General features: G+C 36.5%; 21 protein-coding genes. 7 read left to right on the top strand and 14 right to left on the bottom strand.

The annotated features are described in order from the left end of the window. Positions 1-42 precede the first annotated feature (42 nt). The 5 genes from AC2A1G_RS19270 to AC2A1G_RS19250 all read right to left on the bottom strand — a co-directional run bounded on the left by AC2A1G_RS19270 (position 43) and on the right by AC2A1G_RS19250 (position 3,992). The gene (locus AC2A1G_RS19270; RefSeq protein WP_484048503.1) at positions 43-288 is read right to left on the bottom strand and encodes a hypothetical protein; all 246 of its coding nucleotides are present in this window, start codon (positions 286-288) and stop codon (positions 43-45) included. 150 nt (positions 289-438) lie between these two features. Next, complete coding sequence (locus tag AC2A1G_RS19265; RefSeq protein ID WP_484048502.1) at positions 439-819, bottom strand: hypothetical protein; 381 nt, start codon at positions 817-819, stop codon at positions 439-441. 199 nt (positions 820-1,018) lie between these two features. Next, positions 1,019-2,848, bottom strand: coding sequence for a T9SS type A sorting domain-containing protein (locus AC2A1G_RS19260; protein WP_484048501.1), 1,830 nt, complete (start codon positions 2,846-2,848; stop codon positions 1,019-1,021). A 173-nt stretch (positions 2,849-3,021) separates the two neighbouring features. Beyond that, positions 3,022-3,627, bottom strand: coding sequence for an outer membrane beta-barrel protein (locus AC2A1G_RS19255; RefSeq protein WP_484048500.1), 606 nt, complete (start codon positions 3,625-3,627; stop codon positions 3,022-3,024). Next, positions 3,627-3,992, bottom strand: a complete 366-nt coding sequence (locus tag AC2A1G_RS19250) for a hypothetical protein (RefSeq protein ID WP_484048499.1) — start codon at positions 3,990-3,992, stop codon at positions 3,627-3,629. Before AC2A1G_RS19250 ends, AC2A1G_RS19255 begins: the two co-directional genes overlap by 1 nt. A 153-nt stretch (positions 3,993-4,145) precedes the next feature. On the opposite strand from AC2A1G_RS19250, the gene mfd reads away from it, so the two are divergent. From mfd to pth, 6 genes are all read left to right on the top strand, one after another. Then, positions 4,146-7,529 (top strand): transcription-repair coupling factor, encoded by a 3,384-nt coding sequence (mfd, locus tag AC2A1G_RS19245; RefSeq protein ID WP_484048498.1) that lies wholly within the window; start codon positions 4,146-4,148, stop codon positions 7,527-7,529. 118 nt (positions 7,530-7,647) lie between these two features. Beyond that, complete coding sequence (locus AC2A1G_RS19240) at positions 7,648-8,547, top strand: hypothetical protein (RefSeq protein WP_484048497.1); 900 nt, start codon at positions 7,648-7,650, stop codon at positions 8,545-8,547. A gap of 573 nt (positions 8,548-9,120) precedes the next feature. Beyond that, the gene (locus AC2A1G_RS19235; RefSeq protein ID WP_484048496.1) at positions 9,121-12,246 is read left to right on the top strand and encodes a SusC/RagA family TonB-linked outer membrane protein; all 3,126 of its coding nucleotides are present in this window, start codon (positions 9,121-9,123) and stop codon (positions 12,244-12,246) included. 11 nt (positions 12,247-12,257) lie between these two features. Then, the gene (locus AC2A1G_RS19230; RefSeq protein ID WP_484048495.1) at positions 12,258-13,910 is read left to right on the top strand and encodes a RagB/SusD family nutrient uptake outer membrane protein; all 1,653 of its coding nucleotides are present in this window, start codon (positions 12,258-12,260) and stop codon (positions 13,908-13,910) included. Between the two features lie 216 nt (positions 13,911-14,126). Beyond that, on the top strand, positions 14,127-15,068 hold the full coding sequence (locus AC2A1G_RS19225; protein ID WP_484048494.1) for a hypothetical protein: 942 nt from the start codon (positions 14,127-14,129) through the stop codon (positions 15,066-15,068). 88 nt (positions 15,069-15,156) lie between these two features. Next, positions 15,157-15,720, top strand: a complete 564-nt coding sequence (gene pth, locus AC2A1G_RS19220; RefSeq protein ID WP_484048493.1) for an aminoacyl-tRNA hydrolase — start codon at positions 15,157-15,159, stop codon at positions 15,718-15,720. 63 nt (positions 15,721-15,783) lie between these two features. Here the strand turns inward: pth and AC2A1G_RS19215 are convergent, their stop codons facing one another. The 9 genes from AC2A1G_RS19215 to AC2A1G_RS19175 all read right to left on the bottom strand — a co-directional run bounded on the left by AC2A1G_RS19215 (position 15,784) and on the right by AC2A1G_RS19175 (position 23,802). Beyond that, a complete protein-coding gene (locus tag AC2A1G_RS19215; RefSeq protein ID WP_484048492.1) occupies positions 15,784-16,419 on the bottom strand; it encodes a carbonic anhydrase family protein in 636 nt (211 codons plus the stop codon). A 54-nt stretch (positions 16,420-16,473) separates the two neighbouring features. Then, positions 16,474-18,069, bottom strand: coding sequence for a SulP family inorganic anion transporter (locus AC2A1G_RS19210; RefSeq protein WP_484048491.1), 1,596 nt, complete (start codon positions 18,067-18,069; stop codon positions 16,474-16,476). 148 nt (positions 18,070-18,217) lie between these two features. After that, positions 18,218-18,517: a hypothetical protein gene (locus AC2A1G_RS19205; protein ID WP_484048490.1), complete on the bottom strand. Its 300-nt coding sequence runs from the start codon at positions 18,515-18,517 to the stop codon at positions 18,218-18,220. A 21-nt stretch (positions 18,518-18,538) separates the two neighbouring features. Continuing rightward, positions 18,539-19,207, bottom strand: coding sequence for a carbonic anhydrase (locus tag AC2A1G_RS19200; RefSeq protein WP_484048489.1), 669 nt, complete (start codon positions 19,205-19,207; stop codon positions 18,539-18,541). A 158-nt stretch (positions 19,208-19,365) separates the two neighbouring features. Further along, positions 19,366-19,923: a serine O-acetyltransferase gene (locus AC2A1G_RS19195; RefSeq protein ID WP_484048488.1), complete on the bottom strand. Its 558-nt coding sequence runs from the start codon at positions 19,921-19,923 to the stop codon at positions 19,366-19,368. A 47-nt stretch (positions 19,924-19,970) separates the two neighbouring features. After that, on the bottom strand, positions 19,971-21,203 hold the full coding sequence (locus AC2A1G_RS19190) for a glycosyltransferase (protein ID WP_484048487.1): 1,233 nt from the start codon (positions 21,201-21,203) through the stop codon (positions 19,971-19,973). A gap of 35 nt (positions 21,204-21,238) precedes the next feature. Then, positions 21,239-21,802 carry an acyltransferase gene (locus AC2A1G_RS19185; protein WP_484048486.1) on the bottom strand — a complete coding sequence of 188 codons (564 nt, stop codon included), beginning with the start codon at positions 21,800-21,802 and terminating at the stop codon, positions 21,239-21,241. 3 nt (positions 21,803-21,805) lie between these two features. Then, the gene (locus tag AC2A1G_RS19180) at positions 21,806-22,963 is read right to left on the bottom strand and encodes a glycosyltransferase (protein WP_484048485.1); all 1,158 of its coding nucleotides are present in this window, start codon (positions 22,961-22,963) and stop codon (positions 21,806-21,808) included. Positions 22,964-22,974: 11 nt separating this feature from the next. Continuing rightward, on the bottom strand, positions 22,975-23,802 hold the full coding sequence (locus tag AC2A1G_RS19175; protein ID WP_484048484.1) for a glycosyltransferase family 2 protein: 828 nt from the start codon (positions 23,800-23,802) through the stop codon (positions 22,975-22,977). Between the two features lie 99 nt (positions 23,803-23,901). Between AC2A1G_RS19175 and AC2A1G_RS19170 the strand changes: the two genes are divergently transcribed. Continuing rightward, on the top strand, positions 23,902-24,672 hold the full coding sequence (locus AC2A1G_RS19170; RefSeq protein ID WP_484048483.1) for an O-methyltransferase: 771 nt from the start codon (positions 23,902-23,904) through the stop codon (positions 24,670-24,672). Positions 24,673-24,921: the final 249 nt, after the last annotated feature.

Here is a 24,921-nt window from a genome sequence, read left to right as displayed (position 1 = left end):
CTTTGTAGAATCTGATTGTCAGATGACAATTTATAGCTGATATTATTTGTTTTGTTTGTATCTCTTGTCTGGCGTACCGTCTTTTTTCAGTTTTTGATTTTCCTTAAACCTTTTGTCGGGTGTGCCGTCCTTTTTCATTTTAGCAGCGGGTTTAGCGGCAGGTTTTGCTTCTGTTGCTTTTACTGCTTTTGTTGTTTTCTGTGCTGCTTTTGTTGCTGGTGCTACTTGCTGAGCCTGTGCAACTCCTAATCCGATGATTAAAGATAATGCTGTGATGAATTTTCTCATTGTTTATATGTTTTATGATACTCAAATGTAGCTAAAAATTGCAGATGTTTTGTTTAAAATTAAACTTTAACTAAAACTTATAAAAGCTTAAAAATAAATAAACCTGCCTCCTTCCGGAAACAGGTTTAAACTAAATTGTGTTTTTTGAATTTACCTTGTGCAATCGGCTGTCCAGGTATTGCCGTCTTTGCTGTACACGATATTCAAATCGTTGTTGTCGATTCTGATGTAAACTAAGGCATTCGATCCTACCATTACAAGTGAATTATCCCCTGTTTTTTGAAATTCCAGTCCATTCAGATCCGGAATTCCGTTGCTGAATTTAAAATTATACTTAGTTCCGCTGGCAATTTTGGTTACAAATACGCTCCCGTCATTGGTGTTGATATTGGTAGAGCCATCACTGTAAGAAACGCTTCCTTTGTAGGTTCCTGCGAAGAAATCGTTGTCTGCCGGGTCGTCGTCATCTCTACAAGAAGATAAACTCAGAGCTGTAAATAAAACGAGCATTAATGCTCCGAAAATTTTCATAAAATTTTTCATACTACTTAAATTGTTTGGTTAGACTAAGTTCTTTTCCAAACGATGTGCCGAAGTTAAAATTACAGTGTTGTTTTTAACTAAATTTTGTGATAATTGGGTTAATTTTAGAAATACTGAACTGATAATTGTTTTTTGTTTTATTTTAAATAAAATTCAGTGGGCTAATTTCTTTTGATTTTCTGTTGCCCTATTTCTTCACAGTAATCTTGAAATTCTGTATTAAAACTCCGTTTTTATCTGTTAGATTGAGCATGTAGTTTCCATTTTGAAGCAGATTTTCGAGATGTAAAGTATGTTCGTTCGTTTGTGATTTCAACAGGGATGTTTTAAAAATCATTTTTCCGGATAAATCAAAGATACTTAAGGTGTAATTTTCTTTACCAAATAAACCTCCCCGAAGACTGAAATTTCCATTGTTAGGATTATTAAAGAGTAGTATTTTATAGTTTTTTGAAGTTTCTGAAGTGCTTAAAGCTTTTAAATTAAATTTCACCAGATAATTCATATATTTTTTGGTGGTTGGTGAAATAGCAGGATAAGGATCTGTATAATTGGGCTGCGTGCTTCCTGCTGTAGCAAAACCTGTAGAAGATACGGTGTCTCCATAAAGATATAAAGATGTGTCTTTAACTGCAATATTAAAACCCTGATCTGAAGACTGTCCTGTGCCGCCATAATAAGAAGTCCATTGCAAAACACCATCAGAATTAAATTTAGAGAAAACAAGATTAGTAGAAGTGTTGATATTTTGCTGAGGCAGTTGCTGATGAACGTTTGGGGTAGATAAATTGTTGCTGAAACCCCAAACCTGTCTGCAGACAAAAATGTCATTCCCGGAAAGTGCCATTGGCTGGTGAGAGCCCTGTGCTAAATCCCATGCTGTTCCGCCGATGTAGGTGCTCCAGATTCTTGCTCCGTCATGACTGAATTTTGTTAAGAAAACATCCATCGGGCTCGTATTCTGTGGTTTGTGGCTGCCTGCTGTACCGTAAAAATTTGGAGTCGCATTGTTGCTTTGGTAGGTTTCATCTCCCAAAACATAAAGACCAGATTCATTCACTTCTATTTTTCTTACAGAATTACTTCCTGTGGGATTTGCGTAGTAAGTTCCCCAGGTTCTGCTGCCGTTATCAGCATTTATTTTCATGAGTGCAAAAGAGGATTTTACAGATTGAAATGCGTTTGAAGTTGGGATTACTACTTGGTTGGTTTGTGGTATTGCAGTGACGCCAAGGTACACAGAGTCACCAAAGTGCTGTATTACAGAAGAAAAACCAGGATAAAAAGTTCCCCACAGTTTTTGTCCGTTTGGGTTGAGTTTTACTAAAAATCCGCTGCCGAGATTTCCATTGGAAACCATGTACTGAAAATTGTCTTGAAATGCGCCTGGTGTACCAATATTTAAACCATTATTAGTGTAACCTGAAATGTAAACATTCTGGCTTTCATCAGCTATGATTCTCGATGCGGAAGGAAGATAGGTTGCCCACACAAAATTGTCTGCAGCATCATACTTCGCCAAAGCATAATTGCCAGAGCTGGTAAGCCATGTTCCCGGAGTAATTGTTATGGGCGAATTTGGACTGTCAATTTCATACTGGAAATATTTGTTATCTTGATTATCGATAAACATCAATTCTTTGGTATATGTTCCTGGATTATTTGTTTGATACTCATTAAACTGATAAGATGAAAGTACTCCCGTGGTGCTGAATTTTGCGTAGAAATTTAGGGTAGAGTAGCTGCTTGGTCCGAATTGAAAAGTCTGTCCGCCACCGAGACTGAACTGTTGATAATACGATTCCGGATATCCTGAAATGGGAGCTACATAGCCTTTGGTGTAAATATTATTCTGAGAATCAAAAAAGATTGCCTGCCCATTGAATATTGATGCGTAACTTCTGCCGCCTATAGGTCCCAAATACGTTCCCCAGGCTCTTTCGTACTCAAAGTTGCTTTGTGCTTTTCCCAGAAAACTTATTACAATACAGAAGATTAATAGTAAATTTTTCCTCATATAAATCACTGTTTATTGTAAAATTACAAATAATAATCAGAAAAAATTACGAAACATTCAGTTTAATTATTTTTTTGAATATATTTAAGAAATTGCTTTGCAGAAACCACAAAAAAAACGGTTATTTCTAAACGTTTGATTTAATATTTGAAATGTTGTAAAAAAAAACGAATTTATTCAGCTCGTTTTCCCATGATATTCAATCTTACTCCCACATTTAAATACAACAACTGTGATCTGGAATAATACTTATTGAGCTCACTGTCTTTAAACTCTACCAGAGAATTATAAAAATAAATTTTAGGAGCAGCAAAAACTTCAACAACTTTGTTCTTAGAAAATTGATAAGAAATCTCACTTCCTAATAAAAATGCAGCAGCAGTTTCTCTGTATTCATCTTCAATATATGGAGATTGGTTACTGAGCCTCATGATTCCGGCTCCTATTTGGCCCTGTACATTTAATCCGTTTTTAAATGGATATTTATAAAGCAAATAACCTGAAAAATTCGTAAGTCTGGGTTTTTCCAAATCACCGTAAATACTTTTGTTCTTTACCTCAGAAAATGCTTGGCTTAGTTCCAGACCAAATCCCAGGTTTGTCTTAAAAACAGTCTGAAAAGTAAGTCCGAAGCCGAAGAAGTTTTTTACACCGTCTTTCAGGTAATTGTCGCCCATTGGAGTTACGCTTACAACATTAATTCCCAAAGATGGCTGCGGTTTTTGACCAAACGACAGTGCAAAACAAAAAACTGCGATTGAAAGTAAAAATCTTTTCATTATTTAATGGTTATGTTTGAGAATTTCACGTGCTGAAAATTTTCCGGAAGAGCGATAGATAAGGAATCTTGATCAATGTAACAATCTTGTGAATCTGTCGAGAAACTGAGAATTTTTCTGCCTAAATATAAGTACACTTGCTGACCGACTTTTGGTGCACCAAGCTCGAAGTTTCCATCGTTTTTTGTGTTCCCTTTTGATGTCGGATAAGAATAAGTTTCGAGAGAAACCGGCAATGTGCTTACAGGTTGGCCGTTGGAGCTTACTTTTCCTTCCACAAAAACTCTTGAACTGTTTATATAATCTTCTTCACAGGAGATAAGTGCCAGTAAAATTAGTGTTATAAAGATAAATTTAAAATTCATAGGAAATATTTTTACTAATGTAATCTTAAATGTTTAAATCTCAAAATCGTGAAGATGAATTTTTGTTCAATATTAAATTGCGTATTTTTGTAGCAGATTACGATTTCAGGAACAATTCTTGAAATCGCTTTTGTCGTTCATACTACAATTACTATGCAGCTAAAAAATATAGATAAAGTACTTCTCCCTTCTTTGTTGAAAACTGAGTTTGGGAAAGATATTTTCACGGCTTTAGAAAAAGAAAATCACATTTCTGTAAAAGGTTTTGCCGGTTCTGCCGCTTCTCTTTTTGCAGCAGAGCTGTTTCACATCCAAAAAAAAACCATTCTTTATATAATAGATGACAAAGAAGATGCGCTTTATGTAAATACCGAGATGGAAGATCTTTTGGGTAAAGAAAAAGTGCTTTATTTTCCTGCAACTCATCTGGAGCCTTATCAGGTTGAGAAAACGCAGAATGCCAATCTCGTTCTCCGCACCGAGGTTTTAAATAAAATAAATGCCGGCAAATATCCGAAAGTGATTGTCGCTTACGCCGGAGCTTTGTCTGAGAAAGTTTTAAGAAAAGAAGATTTCAAAGCCATTTCACATCATATAAAAGTAGGTGATCAGCTAGATTTTGATTTTGTGGATGAATTGCTCAATCATTATCAGTTTAATCAGACCGATTTCGTTTCCGAGCCCGGCGAATTTTCTGTACGTGGTGGAATCGTTGATGTTTTTTCCTACTCCAATGAAAAACCTTACAGAATAACTTTCTTCGGAAATGAGGTGGAAAATATCAAAACTTTCGACATCGAAACCCAGCTCTCGGTCTCAAAAGTGGAGAGCTTTCAGCTGGTTTCAAACATGAATTTTTCTGTTTCGGGAACTAAAGTGTCTTTGTTGGAAATTTTACCGTCAGAAACTTTTATTATTTCTAAAAATCTGGAGACTTCAAAACTAAAGCTCAAAAGTTTCTACGAAAAAGCATTAGAGAAATATGAAACTTTAAGCAAAGATATTTCCCATCGTACGCCGCAGGAATTATTTATTTCAAATGAAGATTTCTTTTTTGAATATAAAAAGTTCCGTACAATAGATTTTTCCAGCAATGTAACATCCGACATCCCGCATCAGGTATCCATCGTTTATAATCAAACGCCGCAACCTTCATTTCACAAAAATTTCGAGCTTCTTGTTGAAGATTTAGAGGAAAAAGAAACAGCAGGTTACGATATGTGGATCTCATTTTCCGGCGATAAACAGAAAGAAAGACTGGAATCTATCTTTGAAGATTTAGGAAGAGGCGACTCCGGTAAGCGTGAAATTAAATTTAAAAGTTTCAAATCTGAACTTCATGAAGGTTTTGTAGATCCCGATAATAAGATTTTGGTTTATACAGACCATCAGATTTTTGACAGATACCAGCGGTACAAAACAAAAAATTCTTTTGCTAAATCTGAACAGTTGACACTGAAAGATTTGATGTCATTAAAAGTTGGAGATTACATTGCTCACATCGACCACGGAATCGGAAAATTTATGGGTCTTGTAAAGGTAAACAATGATGGGAAAGTGCAGGAATGTTTTAAACTGACTTATAAAAACGGCGATCTTTTATATGTCAGCATTCATTCGCTTCACAAAATTTCAAAATACAATGGTCCCGACGGAAGAGAGGTTGTTTTGAGTAAACTCGGTTCTCCAGCCTGGAAATCTTTAAAACAAAAAACAAAAGCGAAAGTAAAACAGATTGCTTTTGATTTGATTAAACTCTATGCACAAAGAAAAACAGCCAAAGGTTTCTCGTATTCGCCTGATTCTTACCTTCAGAATGAACTGGAAGCGAGTTTTCTTTATGAAGATACTCCCGATCAGGAAAAAGCAACCATCGATGTGAAAAAAGACATGGAAGCAGAAACCGTGATGGATCGTCTGATTTGTGGCGATGTAGGTTTTGGTAAAACGGAAGTTGCGATTCGGGCTGCTTTCAAAGCGGCTACAGATGGGAAGCAGGTGGCTATTTTAGTGCCGACAACTATTCTTGCATTTCAACATTACCGAAGTTTTAGGGAGAGACTTAAGGATTTTCCGGTTAATATTTCTTATTTAAACCGTTTCAGAACAGCAAAACAGAAATCTGAAACTTTAGCTGGATTAAAAGAAGGAAAAGTAGACATTGTTATTGGGACACATCAGTTGGTTTCAGACAAGGTGAAATTTAAAGATTTAGGACTTTTAATTATTGATGAAGAACATAAATTTGGGGTTGCTGTAAAGGATAAACTCAAATTGTTTAAATCAAATGTTGATACCTTAACGCTTACAGCAACTCCAATTCCTCGAACTTTGCAATTTTCTCTGATGGCAGCGCGTGATCTTTCCGTAATAAAAACCCCGCCGCCTAACCGACAACCGGTGGAAACACACATGGTTGGTTTTGATGAAGAATTGATTCGTGACGCAGTTTCGTATGAACTTCAGAGAGACGGGCAGGTTTATTTCATCAACAACAGAGTTGAAAATCTGAAAGATATTGCAGGTTTAATTCAAAGACTGGTTCCCGATGCGAGAGTAATTACCGGACACGGTCAGATGGATGGTAAACAGCTCGAAAGTAATGTTCTTGATTTTATGGAAGGGAAATATGATGTTTTGGTTTCTACAACCATTGTAGAAAGTGGTGTAGACGTTCCGAACGCCAACACAATTTTCATCAATGATGCACAGCGTTTCGGTATGGCAGATGTGCACCAGATGAGAGGAAGGGTAGGACGAAGCAACAGAAAGGCTTTCTGTTATCTGATCACGCCGCCTTTGGATATGATAACGTCGGATGCCAAAAAAAGACTTGAAGCAATTGAGCAGTTTTCAGATTTGGGAAGCGGTTTTCAGATTGCGATGAAAGATTTGGAAATTCGTGGTGCCGGAGATCTTTTGGGTGGCGAGCAAAGTGGTTTCATCAACGAAATGGGCTTTGAAACCTATCAAAAAATGATGCAGGAAGCTTTGGAAGAACTGAAAGACGACGATGAATTCGGAAGTTTGTTTGAAAATGAGGAAGACCGTCAGAAATTATTTAAATCTGTAAAAGAAGTCAACATCGAAACCGATTTAGAATTGATGTTGCCGGATTCTTATGTGTCAAGTACCGAAGAAAGATTGCTGCTCTATCAGAAATTGGCAGATATAGACAATGAGAAAGACCTTGAAAAATTTGAAACAGAGTTGATTGACAGATTCGGGAAACTACCGAAAGAAGTGATCAACTTACTAAAAAGTGTTGCTTTGAAATGGCTCGCCGCAGAAATAGGCTTCGAAAAAATTGTTATGAAAAACGGGATATTCCTCGGGTATTTCCCATCAAATCCTCAGGATAAATTTTATCAGACCGAGAAATTCAGAAATATAATTTCTTACCTAACCCAAAATCCAGCTCAGGCTCAGTTAAAAGAGAAAGCGGGTAAGGAGGGGAATAATCTCATGATGCGGAAGGATAAAGTGAAAAATGTAGATGAGGTAAATGTTTTACTGAAAGCAATTCTTGGAAGCTAAAAATACCGACAGATAAAAAATCTAAAAATTCGTTTTTAGATTTTTTTTATTAATAATACCATATAAGTTCTTTACTATTGAAAATAATTTATATTTGTTATGAATTAATTAAAAACTTATGACTAAAAACAATTTTATTACCGGATTGGCAACATTGCTTCTCGGTTTTCTTTTTTCATGCGATAATACTACCGCAGATCCCATCAACAACAGCCTTAACAATCCCAATAATCCAGGAAGTAGTGGCGGGACAGCACCTACAATTTTAGGTCCGCGGATTCTGCACAAAATTACTGTGAATAACGAAACCAATCAGGAATATGTAACCACCGGAACGACTCTGGAGAAAGCAATTTTCAAGGAATCAAGCGGTCCAAATTCATTTCTTATCGGTAGAGTGACTTACACCTCAGGTAAAATTTCAAGAGTGAAATTTGAGCAGGAAGTCAACGGTGCTGTACCTGCAAACGGCTTGTCTTACGAATACAATATCACATACGATTCAGGTGGTAAAATCAATTACACTACCTGCATCACGATGGCGGGAACAATGCCCAGCTTCAACAGTGAATACACTTACACCTACGATGGCTCGGGGAAAATGACAAAAATTGTTGAAAAGAAAAAAGCTGGAAGTACCTACACTCATTTCACAAATTATACGTTGACAAATACCGGAGACAACATCACAAAGGTAGCCACGGAAATGGGAATGACAAGTCCCACAGGCGTTCCGGATATGTCCTCGGTTGTTGCAAATATTTCATATAATTTTGATGGCTACGACACCAAAATTAATCCTTACACTACATTACCAAGATCATTTTTTGTAGCATGGAGTCTGTTGCATCCGGCCAATTTTTCATCACTGTCAGCCAACAATGTGACGAGTTTTACTGTAGTAAATCCTTCTCCAATGCCGTCAATTCCGGGAGCTTACACTTATCTGTACGATTCTCAGAATTATCCGGTTTCTGATCAGGCTCAATTTCAAAAGTATATTTACAAAGCTTTGTAGATAATTTTTTAACAAAAAATCAAATTTGTCGATTAAAAACCATGTCGGTTTTTTTCAAAACCAAGTCTGACTTAAGTGAAATTTAGAATAATTAATCCATATATTTAATTGTAAAACTGTCTCGTAAAGGCAGTTTTTTTATTGCTTTTTTATGAAGCATTTTTTGATTTTTTGATGTGAAAAAAACAAGTGTTTTTCGTTAAAATTTTCAAAATTTTGTTAATTGTGTTTTTAGGAATTGATAAGAAAATGATAAGGTTGCGCTACTTTTTGGGAAATATTTTGATGTTAAATTATCGAATAACTGATAAAAATCATGTTTTATTTTAAAATTTGCACAAAAATAAATTGTTGAAAATCAGTTTTTTAAAAATTATTTTTAGCTTAATGTTAAAAAATATTAAGATTATATTAAAAAAAGTTTAATATAGAAAACGGAAAAATTGAGCCAAACGTGCAATCGATTACGCATCAATTTTTTAGTGATTTTTAAGATAAGAAATTTGTGAAGTAGCTAAGCTCAAATTACTTGTCGAAATAGCAAATTTTAACTCACAAAAACTCTAATCAATTATGTCATTTGAAAAACTAACAGGATCTGGCTTTCTGGTTCGTAAGAAGCTTGCTGTTTTGTTTCTTTTTTCTTCTGCAGTAGTATTTGCGCAGCAAGGCAAAGAGGTAAGCGGCAAAATCACGAACGACAAACAGGCGGCAATGCCCAATGTGACTGTAAAAGAAGAAGGAACCGAAAACACTGCAACCACAGATGCGGAAGGTAATTTCATCATTACGCTTTTGAAAGACCAATCATCACTTTCTGTAACTACTGATGGGTTTCAAACTCAAACAATTCCTGTAGATAACCGCAGTTTCATTGCAATTCCATTACAGGAAGATAAGACAAAAAATATTGAACAGGTAGTCATTGTAGGCTATGGAAGTGTAAAAAAGACGGACCTTACAGGTTCAGTAAACACGCTGAGTGCTGATAAAATTGTAGAAAGAAATACAACGAGCCCGCTGGAGGCAATTCAGGGAAGTATGGCAGGTGTGAATATTTCTGCAAACTCTGGAAGAGTGGGAGATGGTTTTAAAATGACCATCAGAGGAAGCAACTCTTTGATCTCTTCAGGAAACCCTTTGTACGTTGTAGACGGTGTTCCGACAGATAACATCGACTTTCTGAACCCTCAGGATATTGCCAGACTGGATGTTTTGAAAGATGCGTCTTCAGCGGCAATTTACGGTTCCAGAGGTGCGAGTGGTGTTGTTTTGGTAACCACAAAAAACGGAGCTACAGCAAAAGGAGGAATCAATGTTTCACTGGAAACTTCTTATGGTATAAGAACTGCGGCACGTCTTCCAAAAATGATGAGTGGTTCAGAATGGTGGAATTTTCATCAGGCAGCTTATCTAAATGCGTCCCCAAACACGATGACTCCGGCAGCTTTGGCAACTTTGGCAGGAAATCAAAGTCCGCTTTTGGTACAGAGAGCCAACAACGGATATAATTTCGATTGGTACGATGCGGTTTTACAACCCGGAGCGATGCAGAATCATTACATCAATATTTCCGGCAGGTCAGAAGGTGGTTTAGGATATAATTTATCTTTCGGTGCACAGGGAAATGACGGTATCATCGATAATGATTCAAACGATAAATACACTTTCAAATTAGGTTTAAACCATAAAATCAACAGTAAATTTACTACTGGTGCCAACTTAACGGTTGCAAGAACGATTACAGAATACGGAAGTGATTTGGCGATGAGGTCGGCATTCAGTTTCAGTCCGTTGATTTCTCCTTATGCAGTGGATGCACAAGGGAATGACATTGAAGGTCAATTGTTTTTGCTTCCCGGTAAGCTTACTTATCCTGACGGAAGCTGGGCAATCAATAAAACGAGTACGATAAACCCTTTGTTTGAAATTGCAAATTCAAGACAGACAGAAAGAATCTGGCAGGCTTTGGGAAATGTATTTTTCCAGTATCAGCCAAAAAAATGGTTGTCATTTAAGACTACATTCTCCGGAGGTTTCGCAAACAGTACATTTGGAATTTCTAATTCAGCACAGACCAATGCGGGAATTGCTCTGCTCGGTAAAAATTCTGCATCTGTAGCAAAAAATGAAAATTTTAATTATACCTGGGATAATCAGATTGATTTAAAACATACATTCAATGAAACTCACGACGTAAGCGTTTTATTATTACAGAGTTTATATTCTAATACTGACGAGTTTTTCTACTCTTATGCCAACGGAATGCCTTTCGACATGGGTATCTACAGCAACGGCTTTGGTTCGCCAACAAGTTTTCAATTAAGAGATCCTGCACTTACTCCACCTTATATGAAAAGAACGTTGAATTCTTATGCAGTGCGAGTAAACTATGGATTTAGAGATAAATATTTGCTGACAGCATCTTCAAGATGGGACGGCTCTTCAGTTTTGTCTACAGATAATAAATGGACGGTTTTCCCTTCCTTAGCTCTGGGTTGGAAAATTAAAAAAGAATCTTTCCTTGAAAATATCAAAGCTATTTCTGATTTAAAACTAAGAGCAAGTATCGGTTATACTGGAAATGACAACGTTGCTCCTTACCAGTCATTAGCTCTTTTGGATCAGCAAACATTTTATGCAAATAACAATACATTGGTTCCAGGATTGCAAACCTCAAGTCTTTCTAACCCTAATTTGACCTGGGAGAAAACACGAGAATTGAATTTTGGATTAGATTTCGGCTTCCTGAAAAACAGAATCACCGGTACCGTTGATGTCTATGACAGACTTTCTGAAAATCTGATCTACAGACAACAACCACCAGCAGAAGTGGGCCACAAGATTACTTATGCCAACGTAGGATCAGTGAGTAACAAAGGGGTTGAGGTTTTATTAACTACTAAAAATATTAAAAGCAGCCTTGTAAACTGGGAAACGACATTCACTTATACTAAAAACGTCAACAGATTAGAATCAATTTATGGTCAGGACAGAGTAAGTGATATTGGGAACAATTTGATTTTAGGATCAAGTTTAAATCCTAATTACAACTATGTTTTTGATGGAGTTTGGCAGGAAAGTGAAGCTGCTCAGGCAGCTGCTTACGGGATGGCTCCGGGACAGGCAAGACCAAAAGACCTCAATGGGGACGGGAAATTTAACGCCAACGACAGAACGGTTATTGGCAGTTCAGTTCCGAAATGGCAAGGGAGTTTTTATTCAAGACTTACCGTTGGTAAATTTGATTTCAATTTCTCCGTTATTACAAGTCAGGGACAAACCGTGTTGAGTACATTCCACCAAAACTTTGCTGACGTATCAGACAGAGGTCGCCAAAAAATGGCAATGGAATATTTTGTACCAACCAACAGTGCGGGTCTTGCATCTAATGCCAACAACAGCAACCCGAGACCGGGACCTGTAGGAACTGGAGCAGGAGCCTTCTGGGGAACTGGTTTTGGGTATTACAGAGACGCCTCTTTTACAAAAGTGAAAAATATCTCTTTAGGTTATACGTTTGATACAGATTTCCTTAAAAGAATAAAAATGAGCAGTCTGAGAGTATATGTAAACGTTTTAGACCCATTTGTATTTACGAAATTTGACGGATACGATCCGGAATGGGCAGCTGCCAATATGGGCATCAACAGACCTGCCGCTATAACAACTCAATTGGGATTAAGTGCTAAATTTTAATTAAAAAAATCATGAAAAAAATAATATTAACTTTAGTTTTTGCCACTTCACTTTTCAATTCGTGCAGTGACTATATAGAAGAAGAAAGTTTGGCTTTTGCACCTGCTGACGAAGCTTTCAGAACAGCTGCAGGATATCAGCTTCTTGTAAATTCCAATTATGCCTGGCTGAAAAGTATTTATGGAGGCGATCCATGGCTTTTTGTAGCCGGAACAGATATGTATGCAGAAGGAAGAACTCCGGAGCCAGCGGGTTTGAGTCAATATACGCAACTTATTCCTGCTTCTGAGGGCGTGGATCAGTTGTATATGTCTTGCTATCAGTTGATTCAGTCTGTTAATAAGACTGTTTATTATTCAACACTTACAGAGCAGACACCTTCTGTACCGGCAATGGTTGGAGAGGCAAGATTTTTGAGAGCCAACGCTTATTTTCTGATGGTACAAACCTACGGAGGGGTTCCGATTGTAGAAGACAATTTTGTAACGCCGGTTTTACAGTTTAACAGGAATACTGCGCAGGAAGTTTATACCTATATTATTAAAGAATTAGAGGCGTCTCTGGCTGCTGTCACTACAAACACTTATGCTACCAGCGGAAGAGTAAATAAAAAAGCAGTCAATGATCTTTTAGCCAAAGTATATCTTACCAGAGGTTATGAAACTTTCGGTTTATCTTCAGATTTTGCAACCGCAGCTACTTATGCAGATGCAGCAATTGCCGGACAGGCATTAACAATGACTCCGGCACAAATGTTCTCTCCCGGAAATGCAACTGAACTGGGTCCAGAAACGATTTTTTCGGTACAGTACGATTTGGCATCAACCTCTACATCTCCTAATACTTTAGGAAACAAACAATTTTACTTTTACAGTTCGTACCTTGGTGGTGCGGAAACTAATGGAAGTGCGCCTTTAAGAAGTTACAATCTCTGCCCTACAAAATATGCGATTGATTTGTTTAAACAAGGCGATTTGAGATGGGAAGCTACTTTCATGAATGTAGTTTACGAGAAATATTACGATTTCTTCAGGGTAGCAGATAAATCGACACTTAAAATTAAACATTTTTATGAGCCAAGTTGGTACACTGCCGCAGACAAAACAGCTTGGATGACTGCTAACGCTTCAAAATTGGCAACAGGTTTTGTTTATCATGACAAAGGAACGTATGATGCAGCTTATACCTTAGTTAAAAACTTAGATTATCAGACGATTCCTGTGAAGAAGTTTGATGATCCGGCTACAACTACACCGGCAAGTACCGGACCTGTAAGTACAAGAGATATTATCATTTCCAGATTGTCTGATACTTATCTGATTGCTGCTGAAGCTTATTTGAAAGCTGGTAATCCGGGTGTAGGTCTTACAAGATTGAATGCTGTGAGAGCAAGAGCGGGAGTTCCTGCTGCCACACCTGCAGAATTTAACATCAGCTATATTCTTGATGAAAGAGGAAGAGAAATGCTTGGCGAATACAACAGGTGGTTTGACCTGAAACGTACAGGAACTCTTGTTGCAAGAGCAGTTCAGTACAATTACAGAATTACAAGTGCTTCTCAATTTAATGGAAACGGTGGAAATCAGAAAATTTTAAGACCAATTCCACAAACGGTTTTAGATTTAAATCAAAATAAAAACTTTCCGCAGAATCCTGCTTATTAAAAACTTTTATATAAATTGATTATTGAAGAGACTGTCTGAAAAGCAGTCTCTTTTTTTTGATTAGATGAAATTTTTTTAAATATTTTGAATCAATTACCGCACTTATATCCAAAATTCTTTAAATTTTCGATATTATTTTGTGACAATCTGAATAAGAAAGTGTTTCTTATGTAAAAAAAAATTATATTTGTGGAAAAATAAGTAATCTCATTAAATATGAAACAACTTTTCTATTTTATATTGCTGGTTGCAGGTTTGTCTTCTGTACATTCTTGTAAGGATTTGGTAGATGAAGAGGGAAACCCGCTTGTCGACCTTAACGAAAATTCTGGTCTTATAGGGCCAAGATCTTTATTCAGAGAAATTACAAATGCTGATACCATCGCAGAATACCGTTACAACGGTCTTTTGGTTTCTAAAGTTCTTACTAAAGGAAAATATACGAGATCTGTAACAGATTTGATGTGGAGTGGTGATAAAATAAGCAAAATCACGTTCTACGGATTTTTAGATGAAAATAAAGACGGCGCTTTGGATGCCGACAGTGTTGCCTACACACAGTTGCTTACTTACGGAGCTGGTGGCAGATTAACCATCATCGCAGAAAACAGAATCAGTTATGTGAAAAAAATTCCAACAGGAGGTACAGTGCCTGCTTTACCTTGGGTGGTTGATAAGAAGTTTAAAAAACTTTACAACTTAGAATATGCTACAGGAACAGACAAACTGAGTAAAATTACCATGAGAAATGGTGAGGAAGTTACAGGGGTACCTTTCGATTACAATTTATATTCAGTTTCAAACTATACTTATTCTGGTGATAATATTGCTACAGTGACAAGAGACTACGGTACAATCACCGCAGGAACTTTTGGTACACCTACAGAAAAGTATAAGTATGACTACTTTACTTTAGATACGCAGATCAATCCTCACACATTATTGCCGTTTGCTTACAAAATCTCTCATTTGCTTTCTACGAGAGTGAATGACGAGAAAAGTCACAGTCTTTCGATCAACAATCCTAAAAGAATGACGATTACAGATATGATGATGCCTATTCCTTCGCCAATTGTATTTACAACCAATTATGCGTATGATCCTCAGACGTATATGACGCAAGGTTTCGGTATTAATTATATCTACAAGCCTCAATAAAAACCTGGTTTTTACAAGATAACAGCCTCATCTTTTTTAAGATGGGGCTTTTTTATTTTTAAAAATTTAATTTTGCAAAAAAAATAGAATGAAATACCTTATCGTAGGATTGGGAAATAAAGGAGCTGAGTACGAAAACACCCGCCACAATATTGGTTTTAAAGTAGCTGAAAAAATTGCAGAAACATTAGAATCATCATTCAACACCGCCAATTTTGGCTGGATAGCAGAAGGCAAATATAAAGGAAGAAAAGTGTTTGTTTTGAAGCCCGACACTTATATGAATCTCTCCGGAAATGCCGTAAAGTACTGGATGCAGAAAGAAAATATCCCTTTGGAAAATGTATTGATTGTTACAGATGATCTTGCATTGCCTTTCGGAACTTTAAGAATGAAAATGAAAGGTTCTGATGCTGGTCATAATGGTTTAAAAAACATCAACGAAGTTCTTCAGACTCAAAATTACGCTCGTTTAAGATTTGGAATTTCTGCAGAATTTTCTGAAGGCAGACAGGTAGATTATGTTTTAGGAACCTGGAATACAGAAGAATCTGAAAAGCTCTCTGAAAGAATAGAGAAATTTTCAAAAACGTGTTTGTCTTTTGTTTTTGCAGGAATTGGCAATACAATGTCTTCTTTCAATGGTAAGTAATAAAACAAATTCGGCCGGAAGCAAAGTTTCCGACCGAATTTTTCTTTAAAGATATTTTCTTTTTTATAACCAAGAAACAACACCTGTCTCTACATCGTAGTTGGCGCCAACAATCTTGATTTTACCGTCTTCTTCAAGCTTTTTCAAGGTTGAACTTTTCTTACGGATGTCTTCAATTGCATTTTTTACGTTATGCTGATTCAGTCTTTCAAGCAGAGCTGCATTAGCAGAAGAGCGTTCTTCGCCATCTTCAATAATAGTCTTAATGATAGGATCAAAATGATCAATTAAGTGATTCAGATTATCCATTCCCATAGGTTCAATTTTCGCAGAATCAAGACCGCCTTTTAAAGCTCCGCATTTGGTGTGACCTAAAACGACAACCAATTTAGAACCTGCTACATTACAGCCAAATTCCATAGAGCCTAAGATGTCCTGATTTACAAAATTTCCGGCAATTCTGATGCTGAAAACATCTCCTAAACCTTGATCGAATATTAATTCAGCAGAAGTACGGCTGTCAATACAGCTTAAAACTACTGCAAAAGGCCACTGTCCTTCTCGCGTGGCGTTTACCTGCTCCAACAGATCTCTGTTTGCTTTCAAGTTTCCTACAAATCTTTTGTTTCCTTCCTTTAAAAATTCTAATGCTTTTTCAGGAGTAATTGTAGACTGCGTTTCTGACGTATGTGCTTTCATGCGATTTTTTATTTTTTGAATTATTATTAAAATTAAAATTTATTTATGATGAGCTTACATTGCTCTTTTATGATCGATAACGATGTGAGAATCTTCGTCGGTTTCGTAATCTCTGTACGAGGTTTTAAAACCTAAAAGTTCCACGTTAATATCTTCTTCTTTTGCCCTGATATTGGCAAAATCCTGTATCATTTCAAGTACATCGGTGGCAATATAAGATGTTCCTCTTGCATCGATGATTAATGTAGAATTGGGTTTGATGTTTTTCAATGTCTTTTTAATGGCTGCTTTATTTAAAAAAGATACTTCTTCTGCCAGTTTCATTGTAATTCCGTCTGCATCGTTCAGTTTTTCTTTGCTTAAATAATAGGCACGTTTCATATTTCCCTGAAGAATGTAGAAAACTGAAATAGCCAAACCAATTCCTACACCTTTCAGCAAATCCGTTGCCACAATTGCAATTACCGTTGCCACAAATGGGATAAACTGGAATTTTCCGAGCTTCCAGAAGTGCTTAAAAGTTGCCGGTTTTGCCAATTTATATCCAACTAATAATAAAACAGCAGCAAGCGTTGCAAATGGAATTAAATTTAAAATTACTGGAATTGACAGCACGCAGGCCAATAATAAAAACCCGTGAATGATTGCGGAAAGCTTTGATGTTGCTCCTGCGTTTGCATTGGCAGAGCTTCTTACCACAACAGATGTCATCGGTAAACCGCCGATAAATGAGCTTATAAGATTTCCTATTCCCTGAGCTTTCAGTTCTAAATTGGTGTCTGTAATTCTTCTCTGCATATCCAGACGGTCGGAAGCTTCTATACAAAGTAAAGTTTCAATGGACGCAACTACCGCAATTGTGGCTCCCGTAAGCCAGACTTTCCAGCTCAAAAAGCCGTTAAAATCTGGTAGTGTTACATAGCTGCTGAATTCATCAAGACTTTTAGGGACAGGTAAAGAAACCAAATGCTCTTTGCCGATGGCCAGAGAACTTCCGGTCATTTTAAACAATTCATTCAGTACAATTCCTACTACTACTGCAACCAAAGCTCCGGGAAGCATTTTCATTCTTTTCAGAAATGTAATTTTGTCCCATGCCAAAAGCAATCCGATGGAGGCCACGGTAATGATAACAGCACCGGGATGTACAGCTGAAAGTAACTCTGTGAAATAGTTGAAGTTGATTCCGTTTGAAAACAATGTTTCGTTCCCTTCGTAGTCTTTATCAAATCCTAAAGCGTGGGGAATCTGTTTTATAATGATAATAATTCCGATGGCGGCTAGCATTCCTTCAATCACGTTATTCGGGAAATAATTGGAAATACTTCCGGCTCTTACAAAGCCCAAAACAAGCTGAATAATCCCGGCGATAATTCCTGCACAAAGAAACAGCTCAAATGCTCCCAAATCGGTAATTGCCGTTAAAACTATCGCAGTAAGACCTGCCGCCGGCCCGGAAACAGAAATGTTTGAATTACTGATAGAGCCAATAACCAGGCCTCCAACAATACCAGCGATAACACCGGACAGGGGTGGAGCTCCCGATGCTAAGGCAATTCCTAAACAGAGAGGAAGCGCTACTAAGAATACAACGAGTCCCGAAGGGAAATTCTCCTTGATTCCTCCAAATAATGATTTAGATTTTCTCATGACAGCAAAAAAATACTTAGTTGTAACTGATTGATTTTTAGTTAAGAATTTTAACTAAAATCTTCAGGATAAAAATTGGAAATTAATTTTAAAAAGCACATCTATTCAACATCAAATTTGATATGAATATTTGTTAATCTGTATAAAATTAAGCTTCCGGAGGCGGAGAAAATATGGTGAGAAAGGGAGAAAGATGGCAGGAATCATCTAATAAAACAAATGATCTGCGCTCGAGATTGGGCTCGAAAAATTTTAGAAAATCATGTACATTTAAAGTCTTAGGTAAAGTCTTTTCGTAAACAGTAAATGATGAGTAGTGAGAGTGGGTTTCTTCTTCGTTCAGGATTACATTTGTTGTCTGCAGTTTCCATCCACAAATCGCAGCGATGCTTGGCAAGGCTGTAAAGTTTAGGATAAACAGTAATGTAATGATACTCCAGAATTTCATTCACTCATTTTTTTAGAAAGATTAATTCGTCTTTCTGCTCATTACCCAGTCTGAACCTGTAAGATTGTAGATTTTTTGAATGTCTTTCAGAATTTCTTCAAAATCAATCTCCAAATCAATAATTTTACCTGTCCTAAGGTCAAAAACCCAGCCGTGAACAACAGGATATTCCTCAAGAATATACCTTTCCTGTACACAAGCCATTTTAATTACGTTGATGCACTGCTCCTGAACATTGAGTTCTACAAGCCTGTCATAACGTTTATTCTCATCATCAATAGAATCCAGTTCGCTCTGATGCAATCTGTACACATCTCGGATATTCCTCAGCCAAGGATTCAAAAGTCCTAAATCCTGAGGTGTCATCGCAGCTTTTACACCGCCACAATTGTAATGTCCGCAAACGATAATGTGTTTTACCTTCAAATGTTCTACCGCATATTGAATCACCGCAGTTGAACTCATATCTAAAGTGTTCACCACGTTGGCAATGTTTCTGTGAACAAAAACTTCACCCGGTTTTGCTCCCATGAGCTCTTCTGCCGTTGCTCTGCTGTCTGAACATCCTATATAAAGATAATCTGGGTGTTGAGTTTTGGCAAGATCTTCAAAGAAATGCGGATTATCTGCAACTTTAGACTCAACCCATCTTTTGTTGTTTTCAAAAATAATTTCGTACGAATTTTTCATCAAATTAAAATTTTAGTGGCTTGTAATTATTTATTTCGTTTAAATTATTTTTAAAATCAATAGACTGAATCGATAATAATGCAAAAATATCAAATTTGCTGAATTGTCAATCTTTTTTAACAAAGTTTAATAATGTAAAGATATGATAAAATTCAGCTTTATATCCTATTGTTTATGTATCCTTCTGTGGCATTTCCGTTAGGATAAATTTTTGCTGGATTTCCCGCCACCACCGAATTATCGGGGACATCAAAATTCACGTATGCATTCGGAGCGACCAATACATTGGTTCCGATGCTTATTTTTCCTACAATTACTGCGTTAGGGCCTATCCAAACCTGATTGCCGATTACCGGATATCCTTCATTTTTACCTCTGTTTTGTTGCCCGATGGTTACACCTTGAGCAATATTGCAGTTTTTTCCGATTTTCGTTTTGGGATTAATGACGAGGCTTCCCCAGTGACCAAGATAAAATCCTTCTCCAATCTCTGTTTCAGGGTAAATCTGGAAACCATATTTAATCTGGAAATGACGGAGAACAATTCTCCAGTACAATCCTAAAACAGGTGTCTTGCTGTATTTTTGAGCTTTTCTTAAAATGTAGATAAAATGTAGATTTGGATTCAGACATTTAGCCCAAATCTGAAAAGTCGAAAGCCATTTTCCGCTTTCCCGGTAAAAATCTTTTTGAATAGTAGAGTAGTGATCAGCCATAAAACAAATGTAGAAAAATCTGATTCAGTTTTAAAATTACAATTTATTTACAATTCATCGAGTACAGTTGCAATTTTCTGAACCGAATTTTCAAGACTGAAAGGCATTTCTGCCTGACTGAGTTTTGAAAGATAGGAGTCGAAAAATGTTTTGTCTGTAATGGCGGTTTTCATTCCTTCGTAAATTCCGTTTTCAGAATTTTCTACAATCAAGCCTAATTCTCCATTATTCAGCATTTCTCTCACACCTGAAACGTCGGTAGCTATAATTTTCTTTTTTAAAGTTATCGCTTCAAACAGAACTGTCGGAAAGCCTTCATATCTCGAACTTAAAATATAAAAATCTGCTTTTTTAAAATAAGGATAAGGATTGTCTGTGAAACCAAGCATCGTTGCAGTGTCATCAACATTAAGTTCAGTTTTCAGGTTTTTGATATTTTCAAAATCGTAACCGTCACCCACGATTAATATTTTATGTTGAAAACCTTCATCTAAAAGTTTTTTGTGCACTTTCAGAAGTCTGTCGAAACCTTTCTGAGGAAAAACGGTGCCTACTGAAATAAATGTCGGTGCGGGATGCGGGTTGCGGGATGTGGGAAGAGAGATATTGGATGTTTGATTAGAAAAATTGTCTGTAATTTCATTATCTTCCATCTTCCATCTTCCATCTTCTATCTTTAGACTTCCATCTTCCGACTTCCGGATAATTTCCTCGGTGTCCAAAGGATTGTAAATCTTTACAATTTTCTGTTTCTCAGTTTCATTTTGAGCCAAATCTTTAAAAAGTTTCTCAATTTTTTCTGAAATCACCATGATTTTATCAAATCCAAAAAACTTTTTGATTTCCACATCCGTGTAACCTTTTACCTGAGAAAGATCGTTGTGAATCCAGACTATTTTTTTAGATGATTGTAACGGAGAATTTAAAATTTCGTCCCGCATCCCATGGATGGCTGCAAACTCAATATCGTATTTTCTATTCTGAAGTTTCCCTTTGTAAAGAAGATTTGGAAATTTGTTTAAAAGCTTCTGATAAACCACTCTCGCCGCTTTTTTAGGAAAATCCTGAAGTCGGTTGGTGGTAATCATTTCGCCTTTATTCAGATAGATAATATTAATCCAAGCCGGGACATCTTTCAGATATTTTCCTGAATATAAATTTAAAAGAAGATCAATTTCATATTTATCCTGCGGAAGATTTTTAAGAAAAGTAACCAGTACTTTTTCTGCTCCGCCGTGACGAAGGGAACCGATTCTGATGAGGATTTTTTTCTTTTTCATTTTTTCGTGTTGGTGTTTTTCTATTTCCTTACAGATTATTTTTTCACAGCTTTGTAAGTGTAAGGAAGATTTGCTTTAATATGCGCTTCCAGCAAATGTCTTGTAGGTTCGAGCTCCCGTGGATACATTACATTATTGGCAAGAAGCTTGTCGCCATATTCTTCAATCGTACAGATGAATTTCGCAGGAACACCTGCAAAAACACTTCCTTTGGGCATCGATGTCGTAAGAATTGATCCTGCGCCAAGAATACAGTTGTCCTGCATTTCAACGCCCGGCATAATGATGGTGTCTGCACCAATGAGACATTGTTTTCCTATTTTTATTCTTCCGAAAGTTCTTACATCTTTATATTTTTCAAAAAAGTGCAAAGCATTCTGTCCGCCGTCATGATTTACAAACCTTATATTGTTCGAGAACGTGGTTTCATCTCCAATCTCGATTAAAAAAGGCTCAGTACCAAACTCCGGAACTTCTACAAATCTCACATTTTTACCTACTTTCAGTCCTTTTGAGATACATACTTTTAAATATATCCTTTGAATCATAAACTGATATGATGTGTGGAGTTTGAGAATTAGACGGTATAAAAAAAGCATTTTCTAATTTTTTGTTAAGTTAAGAATGATATTTTCAACAGCATCAAAAATCTGCTGACTGTCGAACTGTTTTTCAATATCAACCAGATTTTCTCTGATTTTTTCAATGTAACCAGGTTCAGTCATAAATTTTTTCATTGCAGAATACATTTCATCTGTTTCATAATTGATGAGGTAGCCGGTTTTTTCGTGGGTAATCATTTCTGGAATGCCACCAACGTTGGTTGAGATGATAGGTTTCTGCAAAATCAAGGAATCGGCAATAATTAAAGGCCAGCTTTCTGATTCTGATGGTAAGATGAAAAAATCAGCATTTTTTACGTAAGGATAAGGGTTGAGCAATGAACCTAAAAACTCAAAACTTTCTGTTACGCCTAAATCATTGGCTTGCTTTTTTAAATTCGACATTTCTTCACCGTCGCCGATAACGGTAATCTGATGGTCAAAAGCATCTTTCAAAAGTCTTGCATGAGCTTCCATCAATTTATGAAACCCTTTCCTGCTGTGAAGTCTTGCAACGGAAACGAAGATGGGTTTTGAAGGAAATTCAGGTTTAAATTCCTGTGCTTTCTTTTTTAATTCTTCAATAGGAATGGCATTTCGAACGACTTGATTTTCAGGAATACTAAGATTCGGATAAGTTTCAATTAAAATGTCTTTTGTCTGTTGAGATCCGAAAATAAAATAATCAAACTGTGGAATCTGCTTTAATATTTCAGGAACAAGCGGTTGAAGTTTGGGTAAAGTAATGTCTGAATGAAACCATCCGATTTTTTTTGAATTTTTGTCTGATGAGTTTAAAACAGCCCCAAAAGTAGCGTAAGTGGGAGCAATTTCGATATCGAACTTATCTTTTAAAACAGCATCGGCAACTTGCGGATTTTTCTGTGCCTTATCGAGTTTAAGTTTTCTTTTGGCAAGCTGAAGTTTCTGAATTACACTGTTTTTAGACATGTTCTCGCGACCCTCACCAATAAAGACTTTTCTTACATGTGCCGGGATTTCATTTCGCAACTCGCCCTGATTGATGTTTAGACAAATCGTCATGTCGAATTTTTCTTTATCAAGACCATTCAGCATGCTGAGAATTACTTTTTCCACACCGCCCATTTCCATGGAACGTTGCCTGAAAAGTACTTTTGTTTTCTTATTTTCATTCATCATAGAGTCATTTATTGGAACATGATCTTCAGCTTTTTAACTATTCTGAAAGAGATTGAGTTTTGATATTCCAAAAGATCATAAATTTCTTTCGGATTAGAATAATGTTCAGGAATTTTTTTACCGTTAATGGTTTTTAATCCTCTTCGTTTCATCGCATTGAAAATCACTTTTGCGAAATATTCTCTGGATTTCGGGAGATTTTCATTCTGAGAAATTCCTCCGGAATGTGTTCTGTACAAATAGTTGGCTTCATCAATGAATTTCACTTTACCCTTCTCGTACATTTTTAAGTATAAATCCTGATCTTCAGCAATTTTCATATCAGAATTTATCTTTTCTGTCTGATTGTAAATTTTCTTTCTAAAACACACGAAATGAACCATGTGCACCGGGCAGTTGAAAAAATAAGGATCGTCATTTACCACCTGCATTCCTGATTTGAATTTCTCAATCGGGTTGAGATTTTCATCGCATTTCATAAAGCTGGAGTAGGTGAGGACGGTTTTTTGATCTTTTTTAAAAACATCAACTGCAGATTGTAAAGCGTTGGGAGTAATCGCATCATCAGGATCTACAAAACCACAAATATCGCCGTCTGCCAGCTCAATAAGCTTACTTTTGGTAATGCCTACACCGCTGTTTTTTTCATTTTTAAAAGTTTTAAAACGGGAATCGTCTTTCACCAACTCAGAAATAATTTCTAGAGAATTGTCTGTAGAAGCATCATCCAGAATGACAGCTTCCCAATCTGTAAAGGTTTGAGCCATAATAGAATGGTAGCAGTCTTTAAATAATTTTCCGTTGTTGTAGTTGGCAATAAGGATCGAAAACTTCATGATGAGGGAGGCATCTTTATGTTAATAAATTTTCACAAAGATAAATAATCTGTTCAATCTGATAAAAATCTTTATTTTTGCACCATTAATACAAACACTGTGAGCGAAATAACTAGAGTTCTCAAGACTTTCATAGGCTATGCCAAACGTCCTGATCTTTATCCCGAATTAGGCAGAAAAATAATCAAGAATATTTTTAACCGAAACAGCGCGTTTAAAGGTAAAGAAAAGACGAACCTTTGGGCTTCGCAAATTGCTGTGAACCAAAAAGATGCGGTAAAAAAACTTTTTAATATTGATTTTAAGTCTTTTTCAGAAAGATATCCTCAGGAATTTCAAAAAGCTTTAGAAGTACAAAACAGTTGCCCAATAAAAATGGGTGGTGCAGGAGCTTTGGAGCTTTTGTACAGTGCATGTGAATATACTCAGGCAAAGGCGGTTATAGAAACCGGAGTTGCTTATGGCTGGAGTTCTTTTGCCACACTGACATCTTTACAAAAAAGGAACGGAACTTTGTACAGTTCTGATATGCCTTATTTAGGGCAGAACGGCGACCAGTACGTAGGTTGCGTAGTTCCGGAAAATTTAAAAGCCAACTGGAAACTTTTTCGCCATGCCGACCGGGAGTCTTTACCTAAAATTTTAAAGGAAAGCGGCGAAATCGATGTGGTACATTACGATTCCGACAAATCCTATGAAGGAATGAAATGGGCTTATGAAACACTTTATCCAAGATTAAGAAAAGGAGGTGTTTTTATCTCAGATGATATTAACGACAATTCGGCTTTCCAGGATTTTTGTGAGCAGGAAAAAATTGTTCCTACTGTGGTAGAATTTGAAGGGAAATTTGTGGGAGTTTTTGTAAAGTAAAAATAACAGGATCTTCCATGAGATCAGTATTGTTTCTGCAATAAATTGTAATTTATGCTCTTTAATTCTATAGGCTTTCTGATATTCTTACCAATAGTATTTGTTTTGTATTGGTTTGTTTTCAGGCAAAAATATCAGCTTCAGAACTGTCTTTTGCTTTTGGCGAGTTTTTATTTTTATGCCTGCTGGGACTGGAGGTTTCTTTTCCTTTTGATCTTTTCTATAGCCTTGGACTATTTTTCTGCTATA

This window comes from Chryseobacterium sp. HNCC26DJ240, assembly GCF_057180485.1.
The sequence above is the reverse complement of the archived record's forward strand: the minus strand, read 5'-3'. Positions and strand labels throughout refer to the sequence as shown.